Here is a 17,254-nt window from a genome sequence, read left to right as displayed (position 1 = left end):
AGTTTTTCTCATTTAATTTATTCGATAAGCGTATTTTTGAAAAAAAATATCCTGGTGTCGGTAAAAAAGAAAGCAATAATAATTTCTCTGGTGGTGAGTGTGGTACTGATGTTGGCCAAATTTGTTGCGTACTTTATTACGGGTTCAAACGCCATCTTAACAGATGCAGCGGAGAGCATTGTAAATGTAATAGCAGGAAGTTTTGCTTTTTATAGCATTTACCTCAGTACGCAGCCCCGCGATGAAAACCATCCTTATGGGCATGGAAAAGTTGAGTTTTTCTCGGCTTTTGTTGAAGGAATATTGATTTTAATTGCGGGAGTGGTTATTATTTTCAAATCTTCGTACAACCTGATCTATCCTCATTTGGTAGGGGAACTATTAACAGGAACGCTGATAATTGGTATCACAGGCCTGATTAATCTGATTGTAGGCCTATACCTCATAAATGTAGGTAAAGATGAGCATTCTGTTACATTGCAGGCTGATGGTAAACATTTATTAACTGATACCTACACCAGCGCAGCGATTGTTGTTGGCTTAATATTAATTCAGCTAACAAATATTATTTGGCTGGATAGCTTCCTTTCTTTTTTGGTTGGCTTTTATATTATTTATTCTGGTTATAAGCTTACCCGGGGTTCTGTAGGAGGATTAATGGATGAAAGTGATTTTACGCTTGTTGAAGAAGTAGTAGATGTTTTACAAAAGAACAGGCATAACCCGTGGATTGATGTACATAATCTGCGTACCCAGCAATACGGCCCTGAATTTCATATCGATTGCCATGTAACATTGCCTTATTATTTTGATTTAAATAAAGTTCACAGTGAAATTTCACAGATTGATGAACTGATCAATAAAAACGGCTTCCGCAAAGCAGAGCTCTTTATTCATGCAGATCCATGTTTGCCTGAATGTTGCCATTATTGCCACATGAGTGAATGCCCGGTGAGGGCAGAGGCCTTTAAAAAGGAAATTGTATGGACACCAGAAATAGTAATCAAAAATAAAAAGCATTTCGAAAATGAGCTACTTTAATGTTAGGGTTTATGGATTGTTAATTAACCAGAATAATGAGGTTTTGGTAAGTGATGAGGAAGAATATGGCTTTCGTTTCAGTAAGTTTCCGGGGGGTGGCTTAGAACTTGGTGAAGGCTTAATTGATGGATTAAAACGTGAGTTTATGGAAGAGTGTGATGCTGAAATTGAAGTATTATCTCATTTTTATACCACAGATTTTTTTGAAAAATCGTCATTTAACGATAGCCAGGTCATTAGTGTGTATTATATCGTTAAAGAAAAAGCGCCTTTGCAGTTGGCCTTTAAAGATGTTATTTATGATTTTGATGGAGATGGTGAAATTCTTCAGGCTTTCAGATGGGTGAAAATTGAAGATTTAAATATAGAGGATATTACCTTTAAAACAGATAAAACCGTAGGCCAGCTTTTAAAAAATCAATATTCAGTTAAATTATAATCATGATACCCGATTCGTCCAAATTCCATACTCCAAATGCTCAACTCAATTTAACCGAACGAGATCAAAAGGTAATCTGGCATCCCTATACCCAAATGAAAAATGCACTGCCCCATATCCCAATTGTTAGGGGAGAAGGGGTGTACGTTTTTGATGAGAATGGAAAAAGGTATATCGATGCAGTTTCATCCTGGTGGGTGAATATTCATGGCCATTCACACCCTTATATTGCACAAAAAGTAGCTGAACAGCTCAATGTGCTTGAACACGTGATTTTTGCAGGTTTTACACACGAGCCCGCTGTACTACTTGCAGAAAGGCTTTTGCCCATATTGCCCGGCAAACAAGATAAAGTTTTTTATACCGATAACGGATCAACGGCAGTAGAGGTAGCCTTAAAAATGTGCCTGCAATACTGGGACAATAAGGGCACACCAAAAACGAAGATTTTAGCCTTTAAAAATGCTTATCATGGCGATACTTTTGGCGCCATGTCTGTTAGCGGCCGCAGTATTTTTACGGACGCTTTTAACAGTCTATTGTTCGATGTCGAGTTTATCGATCTGCCAAATGAAGGTAATATCTCAAATCTCACATCTCATATCTCAAATCTCAAAGATACCGCTTGTTTTATCTTCGAGCCACTCATTCTAGGGTCGGGTGGAATGTTGATGTACGAAGCTAAATATTTAGATCAACTTTTATCTGCCTGTAAAGAAGCAGCAATTTTAACCATTGCTGATGAAGTGATGACAGGTTTCGGTAGGACAGGAACCTACTTCGCTTGCGAGAAATTAACTAATAAGCCAGATATTATCTGTTTAAGCAAAGGTTTAACTGGTGGAACAATGCCTTTAGGGGTAACCACCTGTACAAATGAGATTTTTGAAGCATTTTTAAGTGATGATAAGTTAAAAACGCTTTACCACGGACACTCTTTTACAGCGAATCCGATTGCTTGTGTAGCTTCTCTGGCGAGTTTGGATATTTTATTAAAAAGTGAAACACTTCAGAATATTAAGCGGATAGAGGCCAAACATGCTATTTTTCTTGAAGAAATTGAAGCGCATGCTAAAGTTAAGGCCATTAGGCAAACAGGAACAATTATTGCAATTGAATGGGAGACCGGGAATGAAACTTCTTATTTAAGTAATCTCCGTAATTTACTGTATGCGTACTTCTTAGAAAAGGGGATTATATTGAGGCCATTGGGCAATATTATCTATATCCTCCCACCATATGTAATCAGCGATGAAGATCTCGATTATATTTATGCAGCCATAAAATCGGCTTTAGAGGAAGTATAGCTACTTTTAGGCCGTAGCGAGATGCTGCTACTTATGTAACTTAGTTTAAGGCGGTTGTCAGTCTAAGCGAAGACCTTTATCTGTGTTGTAAGATGTTACCATCATACACTTATTAAATCTTTAGATATTATTTGTGGTGTAAGATGTTACCATCTTACACTTCATTAAATCTTTAGATATATATTAAGTCAGATGTTACCACCTTACTTAACTATAATTCAAAATGGCGAAACGCGTGAAACTACGCTTGTGGTTCCAGATAATTCTTAAGCGCATCACTAACGAATGTCTGTGGTGTAAGATGTTACCATCTTACACTTCACCAAATCTTTTAGATATATGCTAAATCAGGTTGTAACACTTGACTTCACTATAAATTCAAAACGATGAAACGGGTGAAATTACGCTCCTGGTTCCAGATAATTTTTAAGGGCATCATTAACGAAATAAGTCCAGCCACCATTGAAACTTGTTTTTGCAAAATCTGGCCCGTTCTCAGCAAAGCTTTCTATACCGCTATGTGTTAATTTCAGCCTGGTTTGCTCGCCTTGCTCAAATAACTCCCAGCTTACCACCGAGTTGCCTGGATAACCGTCATATCGCCAGGTGTAGGCCAGTTTCCTGCCCTCAACAATTTCGGTTATTTCGCAGAGATGTAAATATTGAGGCCCATCATCCGGCCCACCAGAAAACTCAAACTTAAAACCTACTTCCGGTTTGAAGTTTTCTAATTGAAAATACCATTGTTTAATTTCATTGTTATCGGTTAAAGCTTTCCAAACTTTTTCGATAGGGGCGTTATACACCCGTTCTACAATAACTGGTTCGTTTTCCATCTTTATTTTGATTTAGTGTCTTTTGATAAGTGTATTTCTAGATCATCTAATTTGCTTGTCCAAAAAGTACGGTATTGTTCTACCCATTTAGCTACTTCTGCTAGTTTTTGAAATTGTATGTTACAGTACCGGTCACGGCCTTGTTGGGTAATTTCTACCAAACCGCATTCTGTTAAAACTTTAATGTGCTGTGAAATGGCAGGTCGGCTCATGTCGAAATTTTCGGCAATTGCATTTAAATTTAAGGTGTTATGCGCAATCAGATTGATGATTTCTCTTCGGGTAGGATCGGCAATGGCCTGAAATACATCTCTTCTCATAAAATTAATTGCGTAAGTAATTGCTTACGAATATAAATGTAAGTAATCGCTTACGCAAATTTAATTTAATTTTTTTGCATGATAAAAATTAACCCATGGGCATTTTACTCATATCCATATAAAGAATACTCCATCTTTGACCATCCAGGTCAACAAAGCCACAACCATACATCCAGCCATCTTTGTAGCCAGGTTCGCCATAGAGTGTGCCACCGGCAGCAACTACCTTTTGTGCCAGATTATCTACTTCTTCCGGACTTTCTGCGTCAAAAGAGAATAATACTTCGCCGCCATGGCGTTTATCGGCAATACTGGTTCCTGCAAAACCTTCGTACAACGCTTCTTCAAAAAGCATAATCGCTAAATTACTTTCTCCTACTAAAAAGCACGCCGAATCTTCGCGAGCGCCATACTGGAGGTTAAGCGTAAAACCGAGTTGCGTGAAGAATGCTTTAGACTTGTTAATGTCTTTTACCGGAAGGTTTATCCAAAGTGATTTTATCATAACGTTTTATATTTTGTTGCAAGTAAAGATAGGTAACTGAGCATGGACTCATTGATGCCAAAGACGAAAAGTTAGGGGGGGATTTAAGACAATTAGTCTCTGCGGTATTTTTCGGAAAGTTTTTTAGGCGCTAAGTTGCAATAAGAGAGCGTAAGTGCATCGATAAGCATTTCGTCTGCTAGTTCTTCTAGGTCGAAAATTGTCCAACCCTGTTTGCCCCAGGCTCCAGTAGCCGGCTGTATGCTGTTCGGGTCAAAATCACAGAAAACAGACTGATCGATTGCCGATAATTTGAATGTTGCCTGTTTTTTCTGGATATTTAGCGTAGCAAAGATCTTTTTATTTACCCGGAAAGAAATTTTTTCGAAATGCGGCAATTCAATAACTTCATCAAAAGATAGGCAATGAGCTATAAAAGTTAAACTATCCATCGGCTTTATTGCGTAAAAGAAATTGACGAACTATTGAATATTTGCCTTGGCAATCGGCTATTAATTTTAAGCGTTAACACTTTAACTGGTTTTTCATCGGTGTCGTAAAAATAAAGAGTATTGGTATTCAGCTTAAATGGCAATTCATTGGACATACCGAAATGATACCGGGCTTTGAATTTTTTATTTGGACTGTAAAATATAAGCCAGCTATTTCCGTGGTAAACCACGGCAGCCTTTACTCGGCTAAATTCTTTAACTACATAAAATAGATTTTTTTGGTTTTTATCTGTTATTTTTCCTAAATACGTAGATCTGGTATCACCATGTTCGGTTTTTTGATATATTTCCTTCCCAATATTCTTTTCAATGAACATTACATTTTGTGCAAAACACAAAGTAGATGAAAGTAATAATAGTAGGATTATTGCAGAATACCTTAATCGCATTGCATTAAATTTTCTACAATTTATACAATTTCTGTGGATGTTGTTCCGCGTAATTCAGAATTAAATTTAAGATGTAACTGTTAGACTGATAGATAGAAAGATCATTTTTGATTGGCGCCAGACCATCTGATAAGTAATTTTTATCTGTAAAATAACCCATTCCATAAAATTTTCCATTCTCTACAACCAAACAGCTAAACTCGTTGTCTTTTCTGCCCTCATCCACCAATGCGAAACTTGGTTGTTGTTTCTGGATATCGGCCAATGCTGTATTTAATTTTTTATTATAAACACTAACAGTCTCTATTCCACTGCAGACACCAAAACATTGCCCATTTTCGTGTGCATAACATTTAGTAGCCGTTTTTTGCAGGTAACAGAGCTTTGCGCAAAGCTGGTACTTATCAACCAGCTGGTTTAAGAAATTATAACCTTCCAATAAGCTGTTGAAACTCTGGAAGGCATTATTGTTTTTTTTATGCTTATCAATGGCTAAACGCAAATATCCGTTTTGATCTTCGAAAACATATAAATCATATTTATGCTCATAACGTTTCATCGCCCGGTTGTTTTCGGGCCAAAGGCGTTTAATTTCATTGGCTTCTAAAATTAAGGCCATCAGTTCGGTACCACAGATTACATGGTCTACATGATGAATGGTGCGTAAAAAATCCTGGCGTTGCCGGTTAGGTGTATTACCTGTAAAGTGACTGGTTACGCGTTTTTTTAGGTCTTTCGCTTTTCCAACATAAATAATTTTGCCTTTACTATCTTTAAAATAATATACACCAGGTTGATGAGGTAACCTCAGGATAGAAGCTTTATCCAAGTGTGGCGGTAAAACTTGTTCTTTCGATGTTTTCTTCAGCATTTCTGCTATTATGCCTTCCTGATCGTATTCTAGCAATAAATTGAATAGGATACTGGTTGCATCTGCATCTCCAGCTGCCCGATGTCGGTTTTGAATCGGAATCTGCAAGGCTGTACAAAGTTTTCCTAAACTATAAGAAGATTTACCAGGAATCAGTTTTCTGCTCAACCTTACCGTACACAGCTTTTTGCATTGTAAATCATATCCTGCAGCTGCTAAATGATGCTTCAAAAACGAATAATCGAAGTTTACATTATGCGCTACAAAAATCTTGTCGTTTAATAACTGATAAATCTGTAAAGCAACATCATCAAAGGTTGGGGCATCCGATAACATGTTATCATCAATACCAGTAAGTGCTGTAATGTAAACGGGTATAGGTTGCTTCGGGTTAATTAGAGTAGTGTAAGATTCAACTATTTCATTACCATCATGTATGTTAATGGCAACCTCGGTAATGCCATTTGCTGAGGCATGACCGCCAGTGGTTTCGATATCTACAACTGCGTATAACATTAAATTAATTTGAAATACAAATCTATGCTAAAATAATTAGTATGAAAATAATTTTGATTATTTCTTTAGCATAAAAAAAGCGGTTATGTATTTAACGTAACCGCTCTGGAATTTTGTATGCAAATATTTAAAGTTTACTTAATAGTTTGCTTAAATTAGGTTTAATGCCGATAGAAATTGGCACAGTATTAAAAACCCTGTTCTGGATTTTACTAAAGCCATACATGTAACTCGCCTCTACAAATAAATTGGCGCCGCCAATATTATATTCGATACCGGCCCCACCTTCGGCAATACCCAAACCATTTGATTTATTATCTTGGGTAACCTGCAGCGTTGTCGAATTTACGCTAGCCTGAGGCGTAAGGATAAAACCGCCACCAGCACCTGCAAAACCATAAAAAGCCCATTTGTTTACAATTTTTCGGTATCCTAAAGCAACATTTAGCAAGTAGGTGGTGGCCCGGCCTTTTTGTAAGGTATAGGTATAGCCCGCATCTGGTGTTATCTGGTTAAAGGTAAAAGCATGTAAACTTGCCTTGGGGTACAAGAACAAACCACCGTCGCCCAAACCCAAGTTTAAACCGAGTGATGTTGAAAATTTCGGCTTAAAATAATCAGAAGTTTCGCCCATTGGGAATGCAAAGCCAATTCCACTCATGGAATAGAGTTTATCTGGTCTGCTTTGTGCTTTTACATTGATTGATACTGCTGCACATAACAACAGAAGAGATAATGGTAATTTTAATTTCATATCTGACTTTTTAATTTTTGGTTAATGCACTTACTTTTTGGAGCAAATCTGCCATATTAAAGGGTTTTTCTAAATAATCATCGGGATGATATTTTTGCGATGTAATATAATTTTCATCGTACCTGGCCGAAGCCATAATGATGGGGATACGCGCTGTTTCAGGGTTTAACCTTAGCTCTTTAAACACAGCACGTCCATCCATTCCATTTAACATAATATCGAGGATAATCAGATCGGGACTAAAATCTCTTATTGTTTTAAAAATATGCCGTGGAGATAGTAGCGGATAAACATTATAATGTTCGGTTTCTAATACATCCTGGAAAACTTCTAATACATCTGGATCATCATCCACAACCAACACTCTTTTCAAAACGGATAAATCAGTTAATTAATAATAAAATAGATTATCCTAATACAAAGTTTTAGACCTAATGTTTTGATTGTGCATTAAAAATTAATTCGAGATGCTGATGCCCGAAATATTAAAGGCTACATTATGGTGCCGGGACGGGGCTTTTCCTGAAGCAAATTGTTCTTGATAAAATTTGCGAAAAGTTCTATATATGTACCCGAAACAGTAAAGGATGTTTCGCCAGAAAGCAGGATTTTATTGCCGAGTACACTTTTGATATGCTGTTTTGCAATAACAACAGTAGGGTTAACCTGGATAAACGCCGAATGTTTTTTTAACATTTTCAAAGTCTTGGTAAAATTAGATTTTGAACTTAGAAAAGCATTTTTTGTTGTTTTAAATTGAATGTCTTCTCCCATTTCTTCTACGGCAACCAATTCATCCAGATCTATTCTTACCAAATCAGCATTTTCTCCTTGTAAAGGGATGTAAAAGAAATGATCTTCGAACGCGTAAAAAGAATGTTGTGCTTTTTTTCCCGTTGGGTAGAGGTTATTTATCGTTTTTGTAAAATGTAAAATAGAGTAGGGCTTAAGCAAATAAGCATCCGCATCAACTTTAAAAGCATCAATGGCATACCTTGGGTGAGCCGTAGTAAAAACCAGGTGTTTTGTTTTTTGCCTTAATAGAGTTGCCAATTCGATTCCGGAAAGCGAAGGCATTTCTACATCCATAAAAATAATGTCGACAGGATTAGATACCGATATTTCTGCTAGGGCTTTGAGCGGTTCAGTAAAAGTTTGGATAAGCTTTAAATCAGGCAGCTTTTCCATATATGCTATTAAGCTCTCCAGGGAATGAGGGTCGTCATCAATAGCGATACAACTTATTGACATTTTTTATAGTTTAGTTGATGCAAATTACAATTTCAACCATTAAAATGAAAAAAAAACACATTCGAAACGGATTTTTATGTATTCGGCAAGGAAAATCGGCTTTTCTTTGGAGATTATAGGGTAATTTGAAATTTTAAACTAAAATTATTAAATCAGATTTTTCTTATTTAAATTTTAATAACCAGCATTACTCTGAAATACTGATCTGAATCAGTAAAATAACTGAATTCGGCATTATTGCCGTAGGTGTAGGCTAAACGCTTCTTTATATTTTCCATTCCAGAGCTTAAGCCTGAGTTATCTTTAATTGCTTTTATTAAGTTTGAGGTTTCTATTATAAGCTGACCATCTTTGAGGCTCAAATTCACTTCAGCAGGATGTAATGCTGTAAGCAGTTCGCCATGTTTAAACATGTTCTCTACCAAAATGGTTAACACTAAAGGAATGATTTTAACATTACGAATTTCATCATCGTACCAAAAACGGAGCTGAACCTGGTGATCCTTGCGGAGCTGATGCAGATTGATGAGGTTTTCTACCTGATTAATCTCCTCATCAAGCAAAATAAACTCTTTATCTTGGTTGCCATCAACCGAATAGCGCATCATCTCAGCCAGAGAATGAATGGCTTCTGCGGCAACCGGAGAAGAATCTTTAGCGTTTTGATAAATAAAATCTAAAGTATTAAATAACAGATGAGGTTGTATCTGCGCCTTTAAAAAGGCATTTTCTGATTTAGCTATTTGGATAATGTTATTTAGCCGTTGTTTCTCCAGGTCTTCAATCTTTTTCCGTTCTTCGAGAAAATTAAGGAGAAAATAATAACTGGTGGCAAAACACATAAAATATATAGCACGGTAAATCGGCGCAGCAAAAAAGGCTGCATTAAATATCAGTTTAATAGGGCCATTATAATCTGTATAATTAATTACAATGTAATCTAAACAAACCGTTAATATTAAATAAGCACCCAGTTCGAGTAAAATAAACAGCGGTAACTTCCACCATCTTTCATTAATTCTTTTCAGGGCAAAAGCCAAAACCACATGCGCGTGGAAATAAAATGTAGCGATGTTTAAGCTATAAAAAATTACATAAGTGCTCAATGTAGAAAATCGGCCAACGAAAATGCCGATGATTATGGCCTCGTAAAATATGAATATGGTCCACCCTAAAATATGAAGTCTTTTGTCGGAAAACCAGGCTGAAATTTTGTGTATTTTGTTTTTTTTAGCAATAAATGTCATTGGCTAGTTAATTGAGGAACGGCTATATATCCTAAACAATAAAGCCATAAGCGTTTAATTGTTTAGTTAACGAAAATACTAAAAAATTAGTTTAAGAGCGGTTAGTTTTAATCGTTTTCTCTTTTATGTAGTCCTGTATGCTCTCACGGTAACTATTTCCAATGTTTATGGTTAGATCATTTATCATTTTTAGGGTATTGCCCTCTACTTTTTCAATGTAATTTTTAGCAATAATAAATGAACGGTGTGCCTGGGCAAAATTCTGATAATCTTTTAAAATGATCTTTATTTCTGATAGTGCAATGTATGATACAATGGTTTCGTTTAGGGTGAAAATCCGGACATAGTTTTGCAGGCTTTCTATCGCAACGATATCTGTATATCTAACTTTAATTAAGCTGTTCTTCTCATTTTTATTCCTTACAAAGAAATAATCATCTTCTTGTTTAATACTAACATTTGGTAAGCTGGGGCTAATGGGAAATAACCTGTTTATGGTCTCCGCAAAACGGGCAAAGGTATATGGTTTTAATAAATAAGCGCTTGCATTCATTTCAAAAGCTTCATAGGCATACTTAGAATGCGAAGTAGTAAAAATTAGTTTCTCTGTTTTATGCCTGATTGCTTTTGATAATTCTAATCCCGAGATCATAGGCATATCAACATCTATAAAAATAATGTCAACCTGATCTCCTGCGGTAATTTCGTTTAATGCCTGTAGCGGATCTGTATACGAGTTTATTAAATGAATGTTTGCGAGATGATTGATGTATGATTTGATACCGTTGACGGCGTGAATGTCGTCATCAATTACGATACAGGTTAATTTCATTAGGTATGTTTTAAGGTTAAGCGAAATTATAGGATGCTTTTTAAATATCGAAATTATTTTAGGTCTGTAATGTGATTTCGTTGGTTTTTGTAGTAAATATGATACGCCTATGTTTTTTTATGAAAGAAATATAGTGGTACAAAAATCGATGATGAAGCTTTTTATAAAATGAATAAAACAAATTGATTTAATTGCTTGTATAACAATATATTGTATTTTGAATCGTAGTTATTAATAGATATATTTAATAACCAAAATAATCATCCCTAATTACCTAAAACAATATCCCATGAAAAATAGAATCCGCACCGCCAATAGATTAAACGTGTCTATTACTAAAAAGGTTATTGAACTGCAGGAGCAAGGTTATGACTGTGATTTTCTGCTACTGGCTAACGGGAGTTTACACTGCATGCAAACTAATTTAAGCTATCCGCTAAGTACGGTTGCTATTAAACAAAGGGAACATGGCTACGATTTCTTTAGCCATTCTTATAAAAATGTACATACTATAGAAACAGGTAATGGTGAAAGAGGTGTACTACTTACCGAAAAGGTATTTTAACCGGCTACTTTGTGCCGCTGATCAGTAGTTAAAATTTACTGTGTTTAGCGGGTATTTCATGAGAACTCATTCATTACAATGCCTACAATATTAGACGATGCATTTATAGCATTTTAGTAAAAACTTTTTTTTCTTCTTTTTGTTTAAATTTTATTGAATATATTTAAACAAAAAAATGATTTATTCGATTTCAGATCTTGAACAGCTTTCGGGCATCCATTCTCATACCATCAGGATCTGGGAGCAGCGTTACAATGCACTGAGTCCGATGCGATCTCAAGGCAATACGCGTTTATATGATGATACGCAGCTCCGGAGATTATTAAACATCGTTAGCTTAAATAAAAGCGGTTTAAAAATTTCTAAAATCTGCAGCCTTTCTGATGAAACGATTGATAAACTTCTCGACCAACAGTTTTCATATCCCACTGATGATGAGCGGGCAGATTATGTTTCCCAACTTATTAGGCATGGTTTGGCTTTTGATGAGCACTCATTTAATCATTTAATTGATGAAAGCATTGATCAGCTGGGACTTTCTGACTGCTACCGGAAAATAATGTATCCATTATTGGTCCGTTTGGGACTAATGTGGCGAAAAGACGATATTTGCCCTGCACACGAGCATTTTTTATCAAACATTATCCGTCAAAAAATATTTACACATATTAATAATCTTCCTTTAACAAGGCATACCGGCGAAAGTTGGCTTCTTTTTTTACCGGAAGATGAGGATCATGATATTGGGCTGCTTTTCGCCAGTTATATGTTAAGGATGCATCATCATCAAGTTATTTTCTTAGGCAGCAAAGTTCCGTTGGATTCGATCAAGCGAATATTTTCTACATTAAATGTAGGTCATGTTTTGCTTTTTATGACAAAGTCGAGATTGGAACCTGCCGCACAAAAATACATAGATCAATTGTCTGAAATATGCTCATCCGCTAAGATCCATCTTGCGGGAAATAGTGAGGTTATCGGTAAACTAAACGATATCGATCACATCAACTGGTTTAAAACGCTCGATGAATTTGAAAAAACAATACAATACCCTTTTTTACATGAAAGAAATTTTTGATCAACTATCTGCCAATTGTAGCCGGCTTACCACTAAGTTATATAGTACCAGCTTTTCTTATGGTATTTATTTTCTTGGTAAAGAACTGCGTCAACCCATACACTCCATTTATGGCTTTGTACGTTTAGCAGATGAAATTGTAGATAGTTTCCATCACTATGACAAGAATTTTTTATTAGAAAAATTTAAGAAGGATACTTTCGAAGCCATTACCCTCGGCATTAGTTTAAACCCTATTTTAAATTCATTCCAAAGGGTTGTAAATCAATACCAGATAGATCAGGAACTGATTGTTCTTTTTCTGAGGAGTATGGAGATGGATCTTTCTACGCAAGAATATACACCGGAACTTTACAACGAATATATTTTAGGCTCCGCAGAAGTGGTAGGTTTAATGTGTTTAAAGGTTTTTACCAATGGCAGCGATGCAGATTACGAACAATTGAAGCCTTATGCCATGAAATTGGGCTCTGCATTTCAGAAGGTTAATTTTTTGAGGGATGTGAAGGCTGATCATCAAACACTTAGTCGAAATTATTTTCCAAATGTTAATTTAGCCCTATTCTGCGATCATCAAAAAAAAGAAATCGAAGCAGAAATTGAAGCAGAATTTGCAATGGCATTAACTGGCATTAAGCAGTTGCCCACAGCATCCAGAAATGGCGTATATTTGTCTTATATCTATTATAAAAAATTATTTGCTAAGATAAAGTGTTTAAGTGCTGAAAAAGTTATGACTGAAAGGATAAGAATTTCGAACACCCGTAAGGTTAGTTTGATGTTTGGTTCTATTATCCGTAATAAGTTAAATGTAATTTAAATGGAAGAACAAGTTATTCTGGTTGATGAGGAGGATGTGCCGAAAGGACAGATGGATAAAATGGAAGCACACAAAAAAGGTGTGTTGCACCGGGCCTTTTCTGTTTTTATTTTTAATTCTAAACGTGAACTATTACTGCAGCAGAGGGCGATGAGCAAATATCATTCTGCAGGTTTATGGACGAATACCTGTTGTAGTCATCCGCGGATTGGAGAAAGTAATATCCATGCAGCAAAAAGGAGATTGATGGAAGAAATGGGGATGGACTGTGAGTTAAACTATCTGTTTAAATTTACCTACAAGGCAATATTTGAAGATGGGTTAACGGAACACGAGGTTGATCATGTTTTTTTCGGTATGAGTGATGAAATACCAGCTATTAATCATGATGAAGTAGAAACTTTTAAATATATGGATTTAGAGACCTTAGCACAGGATATAGCGGTTAATCCGACTGCCTATACGCCATGGTTAAGAATTTGCCTGGATAAAGTTGTCGCGCATGCATCAACGGCTAAAACAAAAAACGGGCATACAGCCTAAGCCATATACCCGTATCTAAATTAACGCTCTCGGGGACAAATATAGGAACAGTTTAGAAAATTCCTAAGGATTTAACATTTCTTTTACTTTAAGATTATAGTTTGCTGTTTTGGTAAAAGCTGGACTATAATTTAACCGGTTAACATTTAGTGTTTTATATTTCTGACTGGAATTTTGAGCCCGAAAAATATTTTTTAGCTAGGCATATCGTTTTTGGCATTTTTTACAGAAATAAGTTTGCCGGTGTGTTTTGCCGAGCTCCTTTTTCTCTATCTTATGTTTAAGTGGGCACGCTTTCTGACTGTAGACTTCCCAATGCCTACTTAATGTATTTTCATTTTTCCATTTTAAAAAATCAAAACTATAGTTTCTGGCTTCCTTAACCAATGCCTTTAATTTTACAAGTGGTAAATTTTCAATTGTAGTTAAGGGATGTATACGGGTACGGTATAAGACCTCGTTTTTAATAATATTACCCACTCCACTAAAAATCTGCTGATCCAGCAATACGTCGCAAACCAGCGCTTGGGGTTTTTCTTTTAACTTTTTAATAGCTGCACTGCTGTCCCACTCATCAGCCATTACATCGTTTTCCCAGTTGTAATGTTTTTTAACGTTTCCTTCCAGGAGGTCAACTTTGCAGGTATAAAAGTTTAATTCATCTTTTTTAAAGATCAGCCCCAATTTTAATGGCGCTTTTTTACGCTCATTAATTAAATAACTGCCAAATAGCATAAAATGGATACGGATTGTGAAATCGTTAAAACAGATCAGAAAATGTTTACCCCAACTCTTAAAATCCTGGATCTTTTCATGGAGCAATCTATCCTTGTCGAAATTTTTTGCATGGCCTGCTACTTCCAATACTTCCGGTTTACCCAAATGGAGCGCTTTGATTAAATCTTTTAATATTACTATTGATGGACCTTCGGGCATATTATTCTTCCTCTAGTTTCTGGAATTTAAATTTATCCTTAATGTGACGGTTAAAATATCTTCCTTTCGATCCGGAAGCCTTTAACATCTTGTAAATTTTTTCGGGAACATTTTTATATAGATAAACCATATCGGTTACAAAGAAGATTTTCAATGTTTCTGTAGCTGCATCATAACTAAAATATTTGATTACGGATGATGGCATAATATTGGATTATAGCTTAAAAACAGCTGCCATTACAAATGGTTTCAATCGCTTTTGAGTGCTGATTCTTCTCGCTGAGCTTTAATCTTTTCCTTTTTCAGATCGATACGGATAATGTTATATAAGCTCATATAAACATTTGCCATCCATACTATCGAAAAGAAAGAAATAATATAACCACGCCAGTCGGGATAAAGTAAAGTGAATTTGGTGATAAAAAGTAGAATCGCGGTTACATAATGACTAAAGCAGTATTCGCAGGTGAACACATAAAAGAACTTTCTTTTTACGAGTTGACCGCAGTTTTTAGAACGGTTTACACAGAATTCACGCGCTTCTTTGAAGATTTCTTCTTTAGTAACTGTCCAGGCTATGCAAGCTACTGGCAAAGCCATAACGAAGAGGTAATAAATGGGTACATTCATAGTAATTAAATCAGGGTATAAATACAACCTTAAAGCCTTGAAAATGTTTATTAAGCGATAAACATTTTGATTATATTTATGTTAATTAAAATATATCTAATTATTTGTTTTATGGAAAGATCAGAAATCATATCTCTACTTGAGGTAATCAATCAACAGGTTAGTTCTTCGGTTTTAGGTGGGATGGAAGAAGAATATGAAGAATTAGAAAGCATGGGCCTGATTAAAATTAACCGCGAATCGGTACAATGGTCGTCTGCTATGACGCCTGCCGGAAATGCTTATTTGGGGCATGATTAACTGGGTTTAAAGAATTCAGCAAACTGATGAAGTTTAACATGGGTGGCAAAAATTCTGTGTCTCACTTGTGCAAAGGAGAGAGTCAGAATAAGTTACACATTAGTTATGATTTGGAAAGCAATTGGAGTGGTTCTTCGCTTAAGATAGTCCCGCCCCCGTTTCTGCCCCGATGAAGAATCGCGGCATTTCACTATGGTCTGGTTTAGCTTACTCCTGTTTTTGCTACTACGTCTTTTCCTGTGCCATCTCACAATCCATTCTGTGTTTTCTTGGCAAGAAATGCGCCAACTGATTTGATTACATTCAATCTTTACGACTAAACTTTGACCAATTTATTGTTGGAATTCTGCTAAATTTGCAGCAAGTTTAGAATTGTGCCTAAATAAAATAAATGGCCATTCTATCTGCAGATATGAACGATTTACAACTTAGAACGGTAAATGTAACCAGATACGTTACGCCTTTGCGCGAGGGTGGCTCTATGCCTGCCATTGCTGAGGCTGATGATAACTTTTTATATGTACTGAAATTTAGAGGGGCAGGACAGGGTACCCGGGCTTTAATTGCAGAACTAATTGGTGGCGAAATAGCCCGCTATTTAGGTTTGCGTGTGCCCGAATTAGTTTTTGCCAATTTAGATGAAGCTTTTGGGAGAACAGAACCCGACGAAGAAATACAGGATCTGCTAAAAGCCAGCGTGGGCTTAAATTTAGCATTACACTATTTATCTGGCGCAATAACATTCGATCCGACTGTAACTACCGTTGATGCTAAGCTTGCCTCGCAGATTGTATGGCTAGATTGTTTTTTAACCAACATGGACCGTACCTGCAGAAATACCAATATGTTACTGTGGCATAAGGAACTTTGGCTAATCGACCATGGTGCTGCATTATATTTTCATCATTCGTGGCAGAACTGGGAAGAACAGGCTATTAAACCCTTCTTTTTGGTAAAAGACCACGTATTGTTACCGTGGGCCACTGAACTGGAAAGCGTAAATGAGGAATTTAGCAAACTTCTTAGCCCTGAAAAGATCGAAGCGGTAATTAATTTAATCCCTGATGACTGGTTGGAAGGCGAAACCAACTTCGAAAGCAAAGCAGCGCATCGCAATGCCTATACGCATTTTCTTACTACCAGGTTAACTCATTCCACTATATTTTTAAAAGAAGCACAGCATGCAAGGGAAATTCTTATTTGAGTATGCTGTGATTCGCGTAATGCCCAGGGTAGAACGTGAAGAATTTATTAATGTGGGCATTATTCTGTTTTGTGCCAAGCAAAAATTTCTAAAAAGTGTTTTTGCACTGGATGAGAAAAAAATAAAGGCTTTTTCTGCAGAGATAGATTTAGAAGAGCTAAAAGAGAACTTATGCGCTTTTGAAAGAATAAGTACGTCTGCAAAAGGATCAGGATCCATAGGTCAATATGATCAGGCTTCTCGCTTTAGGTGGCTTACGGCAACAAGAAGTACTGTAGTGCAATGCTCAAAAGTACACCCCGGTTTTTGCGATGATGCTGAAGAAACTTTGCTAAGACTGCATGAAGAGCTGGTTCTTTAGTTAACATTTTCAGTTTGC

Annotated in this window: 23 protein-coding genes; 10 read left to right on the top strand and 13 right to left on the bottom strand. The window is 36.2% G+C overall.

The window, feature by feature from the left end; translation table 11 throughout:
* The first annotated feature begins 54 nt into the window (after positions 1-54).
* From AC1RJ8_RS01075 to bioA, 3 genes are read left to right on the top strand one after another with little or no spacing between them, the layout of a single operon-like run.
* Complete coding sequence (locus tag AC1RJ8_RS01075; protein WP_492952379.1) at positions 55-1,041, top strand: cation diffusion facilitator family transporter; 987 nt, start codon at positions 55-57, stop codon at positions 1,039-1,041.
* Positions 1,028-1,480 (top strand): NUDIX domain-containing protein, encoded by a 453-nt coding sequence (locus AC1RJ8_RS01070; RefSeq protein ID WP_492952181.1) that lies wholly within the window; start codon positions 1,028-1,030, stop codon positions 1,478-1,480. The genes AC1RJ8_RS01075 and AC1RJ8_RS01070 overlap by 14 nt, the downstream gene beginning before the upstream one ends.
* 2 nt (positions 1,481-1,482) lie before the next feature.
* Positions 1,483-2,787 (top strand): adenosylmethionine--8-amino-7-oxononanoate transaminase, encoded by a 1,305-nt coding sequence (gene bioA / locus AC1RJ8_RS01065; protein ID WP_492952182.1) that lies wholly within the window; start codon positions 1,483-1,485, stop codon positions 2,785-2,787.
* A 401-nt stretch (positions 2,788-3,188) separates the two neighbouring features.
* Here the strand turns inward: bioA and AC1RJ8_RS01060 are convergent, their stop codons facing one another.
* From AC1RJ8_RS01060 to AC1RJ8_RS01015, 10 genes are all read right to left on the bottom strand, one after another.
* Complete coding sequence (locus AC1RJ8_RS01060) at positions 3,189-3,623, bottom strand: SRPBCC family protein (RefSeq protein ID WP_492952183.1); 435 nt, start codon at positions 3,621-3,623, stop codon at positions 3,189-3,191.
* Positions 3,624-3,625: 2 nt separating this feature from the next.
* Complete coding sequence (locus tag AC1RJ8_RS01055) at positions 3,626-3,943, bottom strand: ArsR/SmtB family transcription factor (protein WP_492952184.1); 318 nt, start codon at positions 3,941-3,943, stop codon at positions 3,626-3,628.
* 88 nt (positions 3,944-4,031) lie between these two features.
* Positions 4,032-4,448: a VOC family protein gene (locus AC1RJ8_RS01050; protein ID WP_492952185.1), complete on the bottom strand. Its 417-nt coding sequence runs from the start codon at positions 4,446-4,448 to the stop codon at positions 4,032-4,034.
* A gap of 92 nt (positions 4,449-4,540) precedes the next feature.
* Positions 4,541-4,879: an MmcQ/YjbR family DNA-binding protein gene (locus tag AC1RJ8_RS01045; RefSeq protein WP_492952186.1), complete on the bottom strand. Its 339-nt coding sequence runs from the start codon at positions 4,877-4,879 to the stop codon at positions 4,541-4,543.
* Positions 4,880-5,341: 462 nt separating this feature from the next.
* Positions 5,342-6,715 (bottom strand): exonuclease domain-containing protein, encoded by a 1,374-nt coding sequence (locus AC1RJ8_RS01040; protein ID WP_492952188.1) that lies wholly within the window; start codon positions 6,713-6,715, stop codon positions 5,342-5,344.
* A 127-nt stretch (positions 6,716-6,842) separates the two neighbouring features.
* A complete protein-coding gene (locus tag AC1RJ8_RS01035) occupies positions 6,843-7,469 on the bottom strand; it encodes a hypothetical protein (RefSeq protein ID WP_492952189.1) in 627 nt (208 codons plus the stop codon).
* Between the two features lie 10 nt (positions 7,470-7,479).
* Positions 7,480-7,833 (bottom strand): response regulator, encoded by a 354-nt coding sequence (locus AC1RJ8_RS01030; RefSeq protein ID WP_492952380.1) that lies wholly within the window; start codon positions 7,831-7,833, stop codon positions 7,480-7,482.
* Between the two features lie 128 nt (positions 7,834-7,961).
* Positions 7,962-8,720 carry a LytR/AlgR family response regulator transcription factor gene (locus AC1RJ8_RS01025; RefSeq protein ID WP_492952190.1) on the bottom strand — a complete coding sequence of 253 codons (759 nt, stop codon included), beginning with the start codon at positions 8,718-8,720 and terminating at the stop codon, positions 7,962-7,964.
* Positions 8,721-8,887: 167 nt separating this feature from the next.
* Positions 8,888-9,967 (bottom strand): sensor histidine kinase, encoded by a 1,080-nt coding sequence (locus tag AC1RJ8_RS01020; RefSeq protein WP_492952191.1) that lies wholly within the window; start codon positions 9,965-9,967, stop codon positions 8,888-8,890.
* A gap of 91 nt (positions 9,968-10,058) precedes the next feature.
* A complete protein-coding gene (locus AC1RJ8_RS01015) occupies positions 10,059-10,799 on the bottom strand; it encodes a LytR/AlgR family response regulator transcription factor (RefSeq protein WP_492952192.1) in 741 nt (246 codons plus the stop codon).
* Between the two features lie 289 nt (positions 10,800-11,088).
* On the opposite strand from AC1RJ8_RS01015, the gene AC1RJ8_RS01010 reads away from it, so the two are divergent.
* The 4 genes from AC1RJ8_RS01010 (at position 11,089) to idi (ending at position 13,805) form a co-directional block, all read left to right on the top strand.
* Positions 11,089-11,364 (top strand): hypothetical protein, encoded by a 276-nt coding sequence (locus AC1RJ8_RS01010; RefSeq protein ID WP_057934564.1) that lies wholly within the window; start codon positions 11,089-11,091, stop codon positions 11,362-11,364.
* Positions 11,365-11,539: 175 nt separating this feature from the next.
* Positions 11,540-12,442, top strand: coding sequence for a MerR family transcriptional regulator (locus tag AC1RJ8_RS01005; protein ID WP_492952193.1), 903 nt, complete (start codon positions 11,540-11,542; stop codon positions 12,440-12,442).
* The gene (locus AC1RJ8_RS01000) at positions 12,426-13,262 is read left to right on the top strand and encodes a phytoene/squalene synthase family protein (protein ID WP_492952194.1); all 837 of its coding nucleotides are present in this window, start codon (positions 12,426-12,428) and stop codon (positions 13,260-13,262) included. Before AC1RJ8_RS01005 ends, AC1RJ8_RS01000 begins: the two co-directional genes overlap by 17 nt.
* On the top strand, positions 13,263-13,805 hold the full coding sequence (gene idi, locus AC1RJ8_RS00995) for an isopentenyl-diphosphate Delta-isomerase (protein ID WP_492952195.1): 543 nt from the start codon (positions 13,263-13,265) through the stop codon (positions 13,803-13,805).
* 198 nt (positions 13,806-14,003) lie between these two features.
* Here idi and AC1RJ8_RS00990 read toward each other — a convergent pair whose 3' ends face one another.
* Genes AC1RJ8_RS00990 through AC1RJ8_RS00980 form a run of 3 tightly spaced genes read right to left on the bottom strand, consistent with a single transcriptional unit; the run spans position 14,004 to position 15,371 of the window.
* Positions 14,004-14,741, bottom strand: coding sequence for a DNA-formamidopyrimidine glycosylase family protein (locus tag AC1RJ8_RS00990; protein ID WP_492952196.1), 738 nt, complete (start codon positions 14,739-14,741; stop codon positions 14,004-14,006).
* 1 nt (position 14,742) lies between these two features.
* The gene (locus AC1RJ8_RS00985; RefSeq protein WP_492952197.1) at positions 14,743-14,946 is read right to left on the bottom strand and encodes a KTSC domain-containing protein; all 204 of its coding nucleotides are present in this window, start codon (positions 14,944-14,946) and stop codon (positions 14,743-14,745) included.
* A gap of 44 nt (positions 14,947-14,990) precedes the next feature.
* Positions 14,991-15,371, bottom strand: coding sequence for a hypothetical protein (locus AC1RJ8_RS00980; RefSeq protein ID WP_492952198.1), 381 nt, complete (start codon positions 15,369-15,371; stop codon positions 14,991-14,993).
* A gap of 111 nt (positions 15,372-15,482) precedes the next feature.
* Here AC1RJ8_RS00980 and AC1RJ8_RS00975 point away from each other — a divergent pair, with 111 nt between their 5' ends.
* The 3 genes from AC1RJ8_RS00975 (at position 15,483) to AC1RJ8_RS00965 (ending at position 17,236) form a co-directional block, all read left to right on the top strand.
* Positions 15,483-15,671, top strand: coding sequence for a hypothetical protein (locus AC1RJ8_RS00975; protein ID WP_057934571.1), 189 nt, complete (start codon positions 15,483-15,485; stop codon positions 15,669-15,671).
* A 391-nt stretch (positions 15,672-16,062) separates the two neighbouring features.
* Complete coding sequence (locus tag AC1RJ8_RS00970; RefSeq protein WP_492952199.1) at positions 16,063-16,875, top strand: HipA family kinase; 813 nt, start codon at positions 16,063-16,065, stop codon at positions 16,873-16,875.
* The gene (locus AC1RJ8_RS00965) at positions 16,853-17,236 is read left to right on the top strand and encodes a DUF3037 domain-containing protein (RefSeq protein ID WP_492952200.1); all 384 of its coding nucleotides are present in this window, start codon (positions 16,853-16,855) and stop codon (positions 17,234-17,236) included. Before AC1RJ8_RS00970 ends, AC1RJ8_RS00965 begins: the two co-directional genes overlap by 23 nt.
* The last annotated feature ends 18 nt before the right edge of the window (positions 17,237-17,254 follow it).

This window comes from Pedobacter sp. GW822-FHT03F06 (assembly GCF_058801365.1).
The sequence above is the reverse complement of the archived record's forward strand: the minus strand, read 5'-3'. Positions and strand labels throughout refer to the sequence as shown.

Coding starts and splice junctions, on each gene's coding strand:
- AC1RJ8_RS01040 (WP_492952188.1), bottom strand. CDS start 6,715: ATGTTATACGCAGTTGTAGATATCGAAACCACTGGCGGTCATGCCTCA.
- AC1RJ8_RS00970 (WP_492952199.1), top strand. CDS start 16,063: ATGGCCATTCTATCTGCAGATATGAACGATTTACAACTTAGAACGGTA.
- AC1RJ8_RS01070 (WP_492952181.1), top strand. CDS start 1,028: ATGAGCTACTTTAATGTTAGGGTTTATGGATTGTTAATTAACCAGAAT.
- AC1RJ8_RS00980 (WP_492952198.1), bottom strand. CDS start 15,371: ATGAATGTACCCATTTATTACCTCTTCGTTATGGCTTTGCCAGTAGCT.
- AC1RJ8_RS00985 (WP_492952197.1), bottom strand. CDS start 14,946: ATGCCATCATCCGTAATCAAATATTTTAGTTATGATGCAGCTACAGAA.
- AC1RJ8_RS01060 (WP_492952183.1), bottom strand. CDS start 3,623: ATGGAAAACGAACCAGTTATTGTAGAACGGGTGTATAACGCCCCTATC.
- AC1RJ8_RS01005 (WP_492952193.1), top strand. CDS start 11,540: ATGATTTATTCGATTTCAGATCTTGAACAGCTTTCGGGCATCCATTCT.
- idi (WP_492952195.1), top strand. CDS start 13,263: ATGGAAGAACAAGTTATTCTGGTTGATGAGGAGGATGTGCCGAAAGGA.
- AC1RJ8_RS01000 (WP_492952194.1), top strand. CDS start 12,426: ATGAAAGAAATTTTTGATCAACTATCTGCCAATTGTAGCCGGCTTACC.
- AC1RJ8_RS00965 (WP_492952200.1), top strand. CDS start 16,853: ATGCAAGGGAAATTCTTATTTGAGTATGCTGTGATTCGCGTAATGCCC.
- AC1RJ8_RS01045 (WP_492952186.1), bottom strand. CDS start 4,879: ATGGATAGTTTAACTTTTATAGCTCATTGCCTATCTTTTGATGAAGTT.
- AC1RJ8_RS01020 (WP_492952191.1), bottom strand. CDS start 9,967: ATGACATTTATTGCTAAAAAAAACAAAATACACAAAATTTCAGCCTGG.
- AC1RJ8_RS01010 (WP_057934564.1), top strand. CDS start 11,089: ATGAAAAATAGAATCCGCACCGCCAATAGATTAAACGTGTCTATTACT.
- AC1RJ8_RS00975 (WP_057934571.1), top strand. CDS start 15,483: ATGGAAAGATCAGAAATCATATCTCTACTTGAGGTAATCAATCAACAG.
- bioA (WP_492952182.1), top strand. CDS start 1,483: ATGATACCCGATTCGTCCAAATTCCATACTCCAAATGCTCAACTCAAT.
- AC1RJ8_RS01025 (WP_492952190.1), bottom strand. CDS start 8,720: ATGTCAATAAGTTGTATCGCTATTGATGACGACCCTCATTCCCTGGAG.
- AC1RJ8_RS00990 (WP_492952196.1), bottom strand. CDS start 14,741: ATGCCCGAAGGTCCATCAATAGTAATATTAAAAGATTTAATCAAAGCG.
- AC1RJ8_RS01050 (WP_492952185.1), bottom strand. CDS start 4,448: ATGATAAAATCACTTTGGATAAACCTTCCGGTAAAAGACATTAACAAG.
- AC1RJ8_RS01055 (WP_492952184.1), bottom strand. CDS start 3,943: ATGAGAAGAGATGTATTTCAGGCCATTGCCGATCCTACCCGAAGAGAA.
- AC1RJ8_RS01035 (WP_492952189.1), bottom strand. CDS start 7,469: ATGAAATTAAAATTACCATTATCTCTTCTGTTGTTATGTGCAGCAGTA.
- AC1RJ8_RS01015 (WP_492952192.1), bottom strand. CDS start 10,799: ATGAAATTAACCTGTATCGTAATTGATGACGACATTCACGCCGTCAAC.